The sequence below is a fragment of the Acinetobacter sp. C26M genome (genome assembly GCF_023702675.1).
In the GTDB taxonomy this organism is placed as follows: domain Bacteria; phylum Pseudomonadota; class Gammaproteobacteria; order Pseudomonadales; family Moraxellaceae; genus Acinetobacter.
In genome coordinates, this window is sequence record NZ_CP098478.1 from 2,171,312 (window position 1) to 2,183,769 (window position 12,458).

The 12,458-nt window shown below is 39.9% G+C and carries 13 protein-coding genes; 6 read left to right on the forward strand and 7 right to left on the reverse strand.

The window, feature by feature from the left end:
* The 6 genes from ispC to rimO form a co-directional block, all read right to left on the reverse strand.
* Positions 1-1,197 carry a 1-deoxy-D-xylulose-5-phosphate reductoisomerase gene (ispC, locus tag NDN11_RS09905; protein WP_251109511.1) on the reverse strand — a complete coding sequence of 399 codons (1,197 nt, stop codon included), beginning with the start codon at positions 1,195-1,197 and terminating at the stop codon, positions 1-3.
* Positions 1,198-2,022, reverse strand: a complete 825-nt coding sequence (locus NDN11_RS09910; RefSeq protein WP_167247455.1) for a phosphatidate cytidylyltransferase — start codon at positions 2,020-2,022, stop codon at positions 1,198-1,200. It lies immediately after the preceding gene.
* Between the two features lie 2 nt (positions 2,023-2,024).
* Positions 2,025-2,774: a polyprenyl diphosphate synthase gene (gene uppS, locus NDN11_RS09915; RefSeq protein WP_251109512.1), complete on the reverse strand. Its 750-nt coding sequence runs from the start codon at positions 2,772-2,774 to the stop codon at positions 2,025-2,027.
* Between the two features lie 7 nt (positions 2,775-2,781).
* A complete protein-coding gene (gene frr, locus NDN11_RS09920; RefSeq protein ID WP_167247459.1) occupies positions 2,782-3,336 on the reverse strand; it encodes a ribosome recycling factor in 555 nt (184 codons plus the stop codon).
* A gap of 340 nt (positions 3,337-3,676) precedes the next feature.
* Positions 3,677-4,405: a UMP kinase gene (gene pyrH / locus NDN11_RS09925; protein ID WP_251109513.1), complete on the reverse strand. Its 729-nt coding sequence runs from the start codon at positions 4,403-4,405 to the stop codon at positions 3,677-3,679.
* A 52-nt stretch (positions 4,406-4,457) separates the two neighbouring features.
* Positions 4,458-5,801, reverse strand: coding sequence for a 30S ribosomal protein S12 methylthiotransferase RimO (gene rimO, locus NDN11_RS09930; protein WP_167247462.1), 1,344 nt, complete (start codon positions 5,799-5,801; stop codon positions 4,458-4,460).
* A 328-nt stretch (positions 5,802-6,129) separates the two neighbouring features.
* On the opposite strand from rimO, the gene glnL reads away from it, so the two are divergent.
* The 5 genes from glnL to NDN11_RS09955 all read left to right on the forward strand — a co-directional run bounded on the left by glnL (position 6,130) and on the right by NDN11_RS09955 (position 11,207).
* A complete protein-coding gene (gene glnL / locus NDN11_RS09935) occupies positions 6,130-7,239 on the forward strand; it encodes a nitrogen regulation protein NR(II) (RefSeq protein WP_167247464.1) in 1,110 nt (369 codons plus the stop codon).
* Positions 7,226-8,719, forward strand: a complete 1,494-nt coding sequence (gene glnG / locus NDN11_RS09940; protein ID WP_167247466.1) for a nitrogen regulation protein NR(I) — start codon at positions 7,226-7,228, stop codon at positions 8,717-8,719. The genes glnL and glnG overlap by 14 nt, the downstream gene beginning before the upstream one ends.
* Before the next feature lie 144 nt (positions 8,720-8,863).
* Positions 8,864-9,505: a TetR/AcrR family transcriptional regulator gene (locus NDN11_RS09945; protein WP_167247468.1), complete on the forward strand. Its 642-nt coding sequence runs from the start codon at positions 8,864-8,866 to the stop codon at positions 9,503-9,505.
* 112 nt (positions 9,506-9,617) lie between these two features.
* A complete protein-coding gene (gene argF / locus NDN11_RS09950; protein WP_167247470.1) occupies positions 9,618-10,538 on the forward strand; it encodes an ornithine carbamoyltransferase in 921 nt (306 codons plus the stop codon).
* A gap of 144 nt (positions 10,539-10,682) precedes the next feature.
* Positions 10,683-11,207, forward strand: a complete 525-nt coding sequence (locus NDN11_RS09955; protein ID WP_167247472.1) for a protein tyrosine phosphatase family protein — start codon at positions 10,683-10,685, stop codon at positions 11,205-11,207.
* Here the strand turns inward: NDN11_RS09955 and ispF are convergent.
* A complete protein-coding gene (gene ispF, locus NDN11_RS09960) occupies positions 11,195-11,686 on the reverse strand; it encodes a 2-C-methyl-D-erythritol 2,4-cyclodiphosphate synthase (protein WP_251109514.1) in 492 nt (163 codons plus the stop codon). The two genes, NDN11_RS09955 and ispF, sit on opposite strands and share 13 nt — an antisense overlap.
* A 98-nt stretch (positions 11,687-11,784) precedes the next feature.
* Between ispF and NDN11_RS09965 the strand changes: the two genes are divergently transcribed.
* Positions 11,785-12,432, forward strand: coding sequence for an A1S_1983 family putative colistin resistance protein (locus tag NDN11_RS09965; RefSeq protein ID WP_251109515.1), 648 nt, complete (start codon positions 11,785-11,787; stop codon positions 12,430-12,432).
* Positions 12,433-12,458 lie beyond the last annotated feature (26 nt).

Genomic DNA, 12,458 nt, shown 5'->3' on the forward strand with positions numbered 1-12,458 from the left:
TTAGCCTCCTATACCCACAATATACTTTTCTGCAATTCGTCTTGCGATCATATCAGTCTGCAAAATGATGTCTATATTTTCTGCTTTAGCATTTTGTACAGTTTGCAAAGTATTTTCGACAACTTGAGAAATCTGAGTAAATCGAATTCTTTGTTGCAAAAATGCCGCAACTGCAATTTCATTGGCCGCATTTAAAATGGTTGGTGCTAAACCACCTGCGCGCATCGCCTGACGAGCTAAGTCCAATGCTGGAAATTTAACAAGGTCGGGCGATTGGAAATTTAATTGAGCCGTCTCAAATAAATTTAATGCAGGAACATGTGTTGCCAAACGTTCTGGCCACGCCAATGCATGTGCAATCGGTGTGCACATATCAGGATTACCCATTTGTGCCAAAGTTGACCCATCCACATATTGCACCATGGAGTGAATAATACTTTGTGGATGAACAACAACTGTAACAAAATGTTCTGATATTGAAAACAAATGACAAGCTTCGATCAATTCTAAGCCTTTATTCATTAAAGTTGCAGAATCTACCGAGATTTTTTGCCCCATAGACCAATTTGGATGCTTACATGCCTGTTGTGGTGTTACATCATTTAATTGTTCTAAGCTGTGATTCAGGAAAGGACCACCAGATGCTGTCAACAGAATTTGCGAGACACCCAATTGTGGTTGTCCCGTTCTTTCAGCGTTTAGATAATTATGTGGTAATGACTGGAAGATTGCATTGTGCTCAGAGTCTACCGGCAATAACAGTGCATTATTATCTTTTGCAGCCTGCATCATGATGTCGCCAGACATCACTAATGATTCTTTATTTGCTAATAAAACACGCTTACCTGCTTTGACAGCAGCGAGCGTTGGCAACAGCCCAGCCGCACCCACAATCGCTGCCATCACAATATCGACATCTACATGTTCAGCAATTGTGATCAAGCCTGCTTCATCAGTTAAAATTTCAATTTGTTTTAAATTTTCTTGATTAAAGCGTTGTTGCAACTCAAATGCTTTTTCATTCGGTACAACAACAATTTTCGGATGATATTTTTTACAAATTTCTAAAAGTTCATCTAAACGACTATATGCAGAGACTGCAAATACAGTGTATTGGTCTGGGTGTTGTTCCAATACTTTTAAAGTACTTTGTCCAATTGAACCCGTAACACCCAATATACAAACAGCTTGAGTCATTTAAAGATCTACACCAATAAGTTTTAATATATACATACCTGTTGCAAAAATTGGTGCCGCTGCCAATAAAGAATCAATACGATCTAATACACCACCATGCCCTGGAAGGACACGACCAGAATCTTTAATTCCAGCACGGCGTTTAATCATTGACTCAAACAAATCACCCAACACCGAAGCAAACACGGTAATAATTGAAAGAATTAAGAATAAAATAAGTTGTATAACACTTAGATTAAGATAGAAATACTGTACAACCAACATAATAATAATGGTTGTCGCGATACCACCATACAAACCCTCGACAGATTTATTTGGGCTTACAAAAGGTGCAAGTTTTTTCTTACCAAATTTACGCCCAACAAAATAAGCACCACTATCAGCCCCCCATACCAACAGGAACAAATACATCAGCCACCATGGTGAACTATGCCATACACCATAAAGTGCTGTCACTGCAGCAGAAATCAGAATAAATCCAACGACATGTAATGAGACGTTGTACCAGCTATCAGATTCTGGGAAATTCTTAACCCAATAGATACTGCCCAACCAAGTGAGAATGGATGCCGCCCAAAGCAAAAGAGCTACATCATCAAAAAATAATGCCAGTGTTGATACTGCTGCCACACATCCACCATATACCCAAGCTTTAGGTTTTGACACAGGCGATGTAATTCGAGGCATAAGCTTAAACCACTCATAACCTGCAACCCCCGCGGCTAAAATCATAAGCACAAACATTGGATAATGTGATTGCGTTGCAAACATGCAACTTAAAACAACAGCAACTAACACCAATGCGGTAATAATCCGCTCTAACATTATTAATTCTCTATTTTCGCTTGTTGAATCTGTTCTGAAGTTTTACCAAAGCGTCTTTCACGTCCTGAAAAAACACGAAATGCGTGATCCAACTCTTCTATAGTAAATTCTGGCCACAAGGTATCAGTAAAATACAACTCTGCATACGCAGCTTGCCATAATAAGAAGTTGGATAATCGGTAATCTCCGCCTGTACGAATTAATAAATCCACAGCAGGTAGATCATTTAGACTGACATATTTATCAAATAAATCAACATTTATCTGATCTGCTTGAAGTTTTCCGGCGAGCACTTCTTGCGCAATTACTTTTGCTGCATGCGCCATATCCCACATACCACCATAACTAATGGCAATGGTGAGCGTCATTGAATCAAAAGCTGCTGTTTTCTGCTCTGCGTATTGCATTAAATCACGCAACTCATTTGACAACCGAGAACGATCTCCAATGAAGCGAAGCGCGATATTGAATTTTTCCATACGAGGCAACTGCTCATGAATTGTTTCTTCTAACAATCTCATTAACAGGTCGACTTCGTACTGTGGTCGATTCCAGTTTTCGCTTGAAAATGCAAAAACTGTTAATGCACGGATACCTTCTTTTTTGCAGTGCTCAACAATAGGATCCAAGACATTTTTGCCTTCTCGATGCCCATCGCCTTTTTGCATTTGCTTTTTTTTGGCAAAACGATTGTTGCCATCCATGATGATGGCAACATGTTGAGGAAGAAGCGGTTCTTCTTGCAAGGTCATAGTAATATCAGACCTTCATCAACTCTGCTTCTTTCGCTGCAAGACGCTTATCAACCTCTGCAACATATTTATCTGTAATTTTCTGGATTTCATCTGACGCACGGCGATCATCATCTTCAGAAATTTCTTTTTCTTTCAATAATGCTTTGATATCACCCAACACATCACGACGAATGTTACGAATCGCAACTTTGGCATTTTCAGCTTCAGCACGTGCAACTTTTTGCATATCACGACGAGTTTCTTCAGTTAACGCAGCCATTGGTACACGGATTGCGTCAGCAGTAATTGGATTCAATCCTAAACCTGCTTCACGGATCGCTTTATCAATCGCAGCAACCATAGAACGCTCGAATGGTTGTACCAATAGTGTACGCGAATCTTCAAGTCCAACGTTTGCCACTTGATTCAATGGAACATCAGAACCATAGTAAGAAACCATCACACCATTTAAAATAGATGGGTGCGCACGACCTGTACGAACTTTGGCAAAGCCCAACTCTAACGAGTCAAGCGATTTCTGCATACGCTGTTCGCTATCTTTTTTGAGATCGTTAATCATATGATCTTCCTTACTTATTCATAGGTATTACAAAATATTTAGACAGTAGTATAAAGAGCTTTATGGCTCACGTACATGACGGTTTATTAACATTTCACAGATGATTGTGACAGAGAATATTTTTTAGACAATACAAGGCATGTTTTATGAAATTTAGCCATTCTAAATAAATTAAACATAACGCAGTAGCGCCAAAAATCTTTTACCCTCAGACTTCTGACTAAAACATCCACAAACACCGCAATGAAACTCAACAAGGTTATCGCCATTATTTACGCTTCATGCCTAGTTTGTGTTGTTTTAGTCTATAACACAGTGCATGATGAAATCTTAACGAACTCTAATTAGTAACGTGAGTACCCTCTTTTTCGCCCATTACTACAGAAAGTAATGCACCAGATTTGTTCATGTCAAAAACTTGCAATGGAACATTATGGTCACGACATAAGCAAATTGCCGTAAGATCCATTACACCAAGTTTCTCATCAAGCACCTGATCGAAAGTTAAATGGTCATATTTAACGGCATCATCATATTTGCTCGGGTCTTTGTTATAAACACCATCAACCTTTGTTGCTTTCAAGATTAAGTTTGCTTCAATCTCGATACCACGCAAGCAAGCAGCTGTGTCCGTGGTAAAGAATGGATTACCTGTACCTGCAACAAATACGCATACTTCGCCTTGGCTTAAATGACGAATGGCATCACGACTTGAATAAGATTCAACCACCGTACCAATCGATAAAGCTGACATTAAACGTGTTTTAATATTGCGACGTACCAATGCATCACGCAGTGCCAAACCGTTCATCACAGTCGCCAACATGCCCATTTGGTCGCCAGTAACACGACCAACAAGACCGTCTTTCTGCAATTGGCTACCGCGATATAAGTTACCGCCACCAACAACAATACCTACCTGTACACCCAAACCAACCAAATGTGCAATCGAAAGTGACATCTGATCTAATACTTGGGCATCGATACCCATATCTTTATTTCCTGCTAAAGCTTCACCAGAAAGCTTTAGCAAAATTCGTGCATAACGTGGATTTTTAGAAGCTGACATACCTATACTCCAAACCGACCAATCTCAAAATTTTCTTAAATTTAATTCAATATCAAGCAGATTTAATCCGAATTAACTTTGCATACAAATCATATTCATCTGCATCGGTAATTTCGACTTCCAGCAAATCGCCAGCTTTAATCAGACTCTTATCAATATCTTCAACAAAAACATTACCATCAATTTCAGGCGCATCTGCATATGAACGTGCAACTGCTACTGGGAATTCATCCTCTAGACCATCCACCAACACAGTCATGGTTTGACCAATACGTTTTTGCAATTTTGCAGCAGAAATCTCTTGCTGAACTTCCATAAAACGTTCATAGCGATTTTGCTTAATTTCTTCTGGCACATGATCAGGCAGATCATTTGCTGTAGCGCCTTCGACTGGTGAATAAGTGAAACAACCAACTCGATCAAGTTGAGCTTCTTTCAACCATTCCAATAACATTTGGAAATCTTCTTCTGTTTCACCAGGGAAACCAACCACGAAGGTTGAGCGAATCACCAATTCAGGGCATTTTTCACGCCATAATTTAAGGCGTTCTAAGGTATTTTCACTATGAGCTGGTCGCTTCATCAATTTTAAGATGCGCGGACTGGCGTGCTGAAAAGGGATATCTAAATAAGGTAGGATTTTGCCCTGAGCCATCAGGTCAATCGCAGCATCCACATGCGGATACGGATAAACGTAATGTAAACGAACCCAAATTCCAAGCTGACCAAGTGCTTCACACATGTCATAGAATTTGGTTTTTACTGGTTGACCATTCCAAAAGTCCAGCTTGTATTTAGTATCTACACCATATGCAGAGGTATCTTGAGAAATCACGAGGACTTCTTTTACACCAGCACGTTTGAGTGCTGCAGCTTCATCTAACACCTTACCTACAGGGCGAGACACTAAGTCCCCACGCATGCTTGGGATAATGCAGAATGTACAGCGGTGATTACAACCTTCTGATATTTTTAAATAGGCATAATGCTTTGGTGTTAAACGAACACCTTGCTCAGGAACCAAATCAATAAATGGATTGTGCTTTGGCGGTGCAGGTACGTACTCATGCACTGCTTCCATTACATCTTGATACGCTGCCGCACCTGTTACTTTAAGAACATTTGGGTGCATTTGGCGAATTTTATCTTCGTCTTTACCTAAACAACCAGTAACGATCACTCGACCGTTTTCGCTCATGGCTTCGCCAATGGCATCTAAAGACTCTTGCACTGCAGATTCAATAAAACCACAGGTGTTAACAACAACCAAATCTGCACCGTCATAATCTGATGCAACTTGATAACCTTCAGTCTTTAACTGAGTTAAAATTCGTTCAGAATCTACCAATGCCTTAGGACAACCTAAAGATACAAAACCGACTTTGGGGGTCTTCATGAATCTGCGCTCCACTTGAATCGGCGTATTGTATGACTTTTCTTTGCCTACGCATAGCTGCAATGCCATCTCTTTGTGTAATGCACCAAAATACAACCAAAATTTTAAACAAAATCCAACAACGCACCAATTTGGGACATAATAAAATATTGAAATAAGCAGATGTATGTGAAAAATACCGTATAAATCGTTTATTTCAGAATTAAGTGTTTGAAATTTAGTTAATACAAAGTTGGCTTGTATTTTGCATAAAGTACATTTTAGAAGTTAATGGCTATTCATTAAAATTTATATTTATTGCGCCATTTTAAAACAGGACGATTCACAAATGGATCAACAGAACACTATCGACTATCGACTCTTAGTAGATAATCTGAGCACTGCCATTTTATTGGTCGATAGTAAGCTTAATATTTTTTATTTAAATTCTGCTTGTGAAGCATTATTTGATATCAGCTTGCTCCGTGCTTCCGGTCAGCCTGTATTAAATTTGCTGCATGCGCATGATGATACTTTCAATACACATGAAGCCCTATTAAATACATTAGAAAGTGGTCAACACTACACGCGTCGTGAAGCAGTAATCAATGTAAATTTTAAACCGATCCATGTCGATTACACAGCCTCTCAATTGAATGCAGGCAAAAGCTATCACCCATTGCTGTTAATTGAACTCAATCCTATCGATCGTATGTTGAAAATTTCCAAGGAAGAAAACCTAGTTCAACAACATCAAGTCGCTCGACAATTGGTCCGCGGTGTGGCACACGAAATTAAAAATCCACTCGCAGGTATTCGTGGCGCAACTCAATTACTTGCGCGTAGTTTAAATGATGAAAGCTATCGTGAATTTACTGACATCATTATTAGCGAAGTCGATCGTCTTACCAACTTGGCTGACACCATGCTCGGCTCACGTCAGTTACCAAGCTATGAACATGTCAATGTGCATGAACCTTTGGAACGTGTTCGTTCTCTCATTGCAAATCAAACCAAGAAGAAAATTAAGATCACACGGGACTATGACTTGTCCTTACCTGATGTCATGGCGGATCGAGACCAACTGATTCAAGTCATGCTCAACATCAGTGTCAATGCGGTACAAGCCATGACCGAGAATAAAGACTTTTTTATCGACTCAGAACCAGAACTGGTTTTAAGAACCCGAATCCAGCGTCTTGTCACCATTAATGGTGTTCTGAATCGCTCAACAGTTCGCATTGACATTGAAGACAATGGCCCTGGTGTTCCAGAAAGCATTCTAGAGTCAGTTTTTTATCCACTGGTTACAGGCCGTGCCAAAGGTACAGGACTGGGTCTCAGTATCGCTCAAAATATTATGCATCAACATAACGGAATGATTGAGTGTCAATCAGTTCCAGGAAAAACCGTATTTAGCCTATATCTACCTTGGGAGTTAAACCATGTCACGAAATAAAATTTGGGTAATAGATGACGATCGTGCCATGCGCTGGGTACTTGAAAAAACCTTTAAAGAAGAAGGTTTTGACGTCACCAACTTTGAAGAAGCACAAACTGCACTTGAGCGCTTACATGATGATGCGCCCGATGTGATTTTAACGGATATCCGTATGCCGGGCATTGATGGTTTGACCTTTTTATCCAAGGTGAAGAACACGCATCCCGACCTACCCGTGATCATTATGACGGCACATTCAGATTTAGAGTCTGCCGTATCAAGCTATCAAACTGGTGCATTTGAATATTTACCAAAACCTTTTGATATTGATGAAGCACTGGCCTTGGTTAATCGTGCAATTTTGCATATCAATAAATTACAACAACAAGAAGCAACCAAAACCGCTTCACCCTTACAATCGACCGAAATTATTGGTGAATCACCTGCAATGCAGGAAGTATTCCGTGCAATTGGTCGCTTATCACAATCACACATTACCGTATTGATTAATGGTGAATCTGGTACAGGTAAAGAGTTGGTTGCCCATGCACTGCATAAACACTCACCCCGTCGTGCCAAACCGTTCATTGCACTGAATATGGCAGCTATTCCAAAAGACTTGATTGAAACTGAGTTATTTGGACATGAAAAAGGCGCATTTACCGGCGCAAATACACAGCATCAAGGCCGTTTTGAACAAGCCAATGGCGGTACTTTATTTCTTGATGAAATCGGTGACATGCCATTTGAAACGCAAACACGTTTGCTTCGTGTTTTAGCAGATGGTGAGTTCTACCGCGTCGGTGGACATATCCCAGTTAAAGTGGATGTACGTATCGTTGCGGCAACCCACCAAGATTTGGAAAAACTGGTGAATGAAGGACGTTTCCGTGAAGACTTATATCATCGTCTAAACGTCATTCGTATTCATATTCCAAAGCTGTCACACCGCAGTGAAGACATTCCAATGTTAGCGCAGCACTTCTTGGCACGTGCGGGCAAAGAGCTTGGAGTCAGTCCAAAAATCTTGCGCACTGAAACCACAGACTATATGCAACAACTGCCTTGGCCGGGTAACGTACGTCAGCTGGAAAATACTTGTCGCTGGTTGACGGTGATGATCACGGGTCGTGAAGTCTATCCAGAAGATTTGCCTGCTGAGCTTAAGCAAGCCTCTGTACATAAGAACAGTGATGCTCAGGCAGCTTCAAACACCAGCCCAGCTTTGGTTGAGCGCATTGCTGTTCATCATTGGGATGAGTTATTGGCGCAATGGGCGATCCAAAAGCTTAAAAATGGTGAAATGAAACTTCTAGACATCGCAACACCGATGTTTGAACGCACGTTGATTAATGCTGCACTACAACAAACTCGCGGACGTAAACGCCATGCTGCTGAACTTTTGGGTTGGGGACGCAATACCTTGACCCGCAAGCTCAAAGAGCTTGGCATGGATTCCAGCGATGACGAAGAAGACGACGAAATCCGTTCTGCATAGTGAAAAGCAATAAAAAAAGCGAGTACTAGAGACTCGCTTTTTTATTTAAATTGAGATGTTTTGAAACACTCATCAATTTCATAGCCATACAATAGATATGGTTTTTGCTATACTAGAAGCAACCCAACGATCCTCAAGTAGATAATGACTGATATTTGCTATCCAAGCTGTGCTAAACCTCAAACTCGCCGCGGAGAAGAACGTCGCCTTGCCCTATTATTGTGCGCAACCGATTTATTCCTAGAGAAAGGTTATGAAGCCGTGTCTTTGGATGATATCGTCAATCATGCGGGGGGCTCAAAAACATCCATTTATAAGTATTTTGGCAATAAAGAAGGCTTATTTACTGCGATTTGCGATTATCGTAGAGAAGTTTTCTTTAAAGGCGTTTGTTTCCCTTATACACCTGAAAAACCTGATTTAAGAAGCTACCTCACACAAACCCTTCAACGTTTTTACCACCACATTATTCAACCTGAAAATATCGCTTTTATGCGGATGTTTACCGAGCAAACCCAAAAAGACATACAACTGGCACATTATTTCTACGATCAATGCGCACTTAATATTCAAAATACCATTGCTTTTGCCCTTGAGCATGCACATAACAGTGGTGAGATTTATTGCACGAAACCAAAATTTTCTTCGACCATGTATTTTGGCATTTTACGCGATGTCGAGTGGCGCAATTTAATGGGTTTAGACGTACCAGCTGATGATGCTGAAATTATTGATTATATTAATTATTCTATAGATTTATTCTTAAAGGCTCATCAAAAAGTCTAATTCTTTTGCATTTTCTTGAACGTATAGTATAGTATTCAATTCTTTTTTATCCACCACTCGTCAAACAGCAATTAATTATTGTTTTTATTCAATAATTATTGTGGGAGTAGCTATGGCGCTTCGGCATTTTCTAACTTTACGTGACCTATCTTCATTAGAACTGCAACGCATTTTAGATCGCGCACAAGAACTTAAACGCATGCAACATAGCAATACGCTATACCAACCTTTTGCGGGTAAAGTTTTGGGAATGATTTTTGAGAAATCGAGTACACGTACACGTATTTCTTTTGAAGCTGGCATTTGTCAATTTGGTGGTAGCGCTATTTTCCTTTCACCTCGCGACACTCAATTAGGTCGTGGTGAACCGATTGAAGATTCTGCTCGTGTAATATCAAGTATGCTGGATATTGTGATGATCCGTACTTTCGGTCACGATATTGTGGAACGCTTTGCATCTTATTCAACTGTTCCTGTGATCAATGGTCTGACTGATGATCACCACCCTTGCCAGCTCCTTGCAGATTTGCAAACCTTCCAAGAACACCGTGGTAGCATCGAAGGCAAAACTGTGGCTTGGATTGGCGATGGTAACAATATGTGTAATTCATATATTGAAGCAGCACATATGATGGGCTTTAAGCTTAAAATCGCATCGCCAGAAGGTTATGAACCACAAGCAAGATTCCTCGCTGAGTTTGCCGACTGTGTAGAAGTGTTTAATAAAGCCGAAGATGCTGCTGTAAATGCGGACCTCATCGTGACTGATGTATGGGCAAGCATGGGGCAGGAAGAAGAACAGAAGTTACGCGAAAAAGCATTCTCAGATTTCCAAGTCAATGAAAAACTCATGGACTTAGCGCACCCTGATTGCTTATTCATGCACTGTTTGCCTGCACACCGTGGTGAAGAAATTTCAGAAAATATGCTAGACCACAAAAATGCTGTAGTTTGGGATGAAGCAGAAAACCGTTTGCATGCTCAAAAAGCGTTGATGGAATTCTTACTGAATGAGAATCTAAAAAAAGACTAAGTTAAAAAAAACAGCATCATTCGATGCTGTTTTTATTTGTGCGTTCTAAATTGAACACTGAAATAAAAACACTTATAGTAAGACAAGCCCATTAGATTAAGTTTCTCAAGATATGAGAACTTCACTCAATACGCAGCGTACGTTATGACCTCACTAGAACAAGCCTTATCTCAAATACCAAGTTTCTCATTGGTGCATGAGCATCTGTTTAGCTCTGCTCAACCAACTGCTGAGCAATTACAACAGATTAAAGAATATGGTTGCAGTACTGTCATTAATCTTGCGACCAGCAAATCAGATAACCATCTATCTGAGCAGGATCAGATCTGTCTAGACTTGGGATTAAACTACATTCATATTCCAATCGGATGGGATATACCTTGCTCTGAACAATGTCTCTTTGTTTTGGATCTCATAGATCATTTGGTTCAAAATGAAATTATTTGGCTACACTGTGATGACAATATGCGTGTCAGCAGTTTGATGTATCTCTACCGCCAGTTCTATATGAATATTGACCTACCAACTGCCCAAGAACTTTTACACCAAATTTGGGAACCGAACGAAACTTGGACAGGCTTAATTCATAGCATTACTTTACAACTGCAAGGCCGTAAAGCAACACAAGAACTTGAACAATCATTAATTAATAGCAATCATTTTGCTTGATGCGAAATTAACACTGTTGCGGTCGCCAATATACCTTCTTGACGACCAGTAAATCCCAATTTTTCAGTTGTTGTGGCTTTAATACTGATTTGAGTCACATCAACCTCTAAAGCATCTGCAATACTTTGACGCATCTCTAAATTATGCTTTGCTAATTTAGGGCGTTCGCAAGCAACCGTAATGTCTGCATTGTTGAGCTGATAACCACGATCTAAAATCAATTGATAGACATGTTTGAGTAATAAACGACTATCTGCACCTTTGTATTCAGGGTCCGTATCTGGAAAATGCTGTCCAATATCTCCAAGTGCCAATGCTCCCAATAAAGCATCACTCAGCGCATGTAAGACCACATCTCCATCCGAATGTGCCTTTAAACCATGCGTATGTGGAATTTGAACACCCGCCAAAGTAACAAAATTACCTTCTTCGAACGCATGCACATCCATCCCTTGTCCAATCCGAATTTGAGCAACCATATGATTTTCCTTTTACAATATACCGAACAAATCTTGTATTCAGGCTTTCTATTTCGCTATAGTACGTTGAGCAAATTAGACTGAAAGTATAAGTGATTATGCTGTTTAACACTGTAAGAAATCAATTAAAGAAATCTGGCTACATCATCACATTGAGTTGTTTTTGCTCAACATTTGCCTATGCAGAATCCATTGACTGCAGCAGCAAGGATTTGGCAGCTCAAAAAATCTGCTCCAAGCAATATAAAGAGCAGCGCCTGAAGCTCAATGCCAAATTTTTAACTGCTTATTTGGTGACCGATGCCCCGTTACAGTTATTACATGACACCCAGACACTCTGGCTGAATCAAGTACAGCAATGTAAAACTAAAAACTGCTATCAGCAGCAATTCGATGCACGTTTGGATGATTTGAATTTTTATACCTCAATGAACCAAACCTTAACACAGCATTATCTGAAGTATGAACACGGTAAACTGGCAGCTCAACCTGTGCATTTACAGATCCACCAGCTGGATAAGGATAAACTCAAAATAGAAGGCACAGCATACCGCAACCCTAACAATCGTCTAGAAACTCAAACATTGTCTTTATTGGCATATAGCACGCCTGAACAAAAAGGCCGAATCATCGATAATGAAAAAAAATGCCAGTATCAGTTTGATTTTCAAAAAGCCTTATTGATTATTAAATCGGAACAGAAAGATTGCGGCAGATTTACTGGAATCTATCGTTTGTACGATTAATAGTTTTAACATTTAAAAGCCGATGT

Excerpts from the sequence above, each read along its gene's own strand:
- uppS (WP_251109512.1), bottom strand. The coding sequence starts at position 2,774 with ATGACCTTGCAAGAAGAACCGCTTCTTCCTCAACATGTTGCCATCATC.
- glnG (WP_167247466.1), top strand. The coding sequence starts at position 7,226 with ATGTCACGAAATAAAATTTGGGTAATAGATGACGATCGTGCCATGCGC.
- rimO (WP_167247462.1), bottom strand. The coding sequence starts at position 5,801 with ATGAAGACCCCCAAAGTCGGTTTTGTATCTTTAGGTTGTCCTAAGGCA.
- ispC (WP_251109511.1), bottom strand. The coding sequence starts at position 1,197 with ATGACTCAAGCTGTTTGTATATTGGGTGTTACGGGTTCAATTGGACAA.
- ispF (WP_251109514.1), bottom strand. The coding sequence starts at position 11,686 with ATGGTTGCTCAAATTCGGATTGGACAAGGGATGGATGTGCATGCGTTC.
- argF (WP_167247470.1), top strand. The coding sequence starts at position 9,618 with ATGGCGCTTCGGCATTTTCTAACTTTACGTGACCTATCTTCATTAGAA.
- NDN11_RS09945 (WP_167247468.1), top strand. The coding sequence starts at position 8,864 with ATGACTGATATTTGCTATCCAAGCTGTGCTAAACCTCAAACTCGCCGC.
- frr (WP_167247459.1), bottom strand. The coding sequence starts at position 3,336 with ATGATTAACGATCTCAAAAAAGATAGCGAACAGCGTATGCAGAAATCG.
- pyrH (WP_251109513.1), bottom strand. The coding sequence starts at position 4,405 with ATGTCAGCTTCTAAAAATCCACGTTATGCACGAATTTTGCTAAAGCTT.
- NDN11_RS09910 (WP_167247455.1), bottom strand. The coding sequence starts at position 2,022 with ATGTTAGAGCGGATTATTACCGCATTGGTGTTAGTTGCTGTTGTTTTA.
- NDN11_RS09955 (WP_167247472.1), top strand. The coding sequence starts at position 10,683 with ATGACCTCACTAGAACAAGCCTTATCTCAAATACCAAGTTTCTCATTG.
- glnL (WP_167247464.1), top strand. The coding sequence starts at position 6,130 with ATGGATCAACAGAACACTATCGACTATCGACTCTTAGTAGATAATCTG.
- NDN11_RS09965 (WP_251109515.1), top strand. The coding sequence starts at position 11,785 with ATGCTGTTTAACACTGTAAGAAATCAATTAAAGAAATCTGGCTACATC.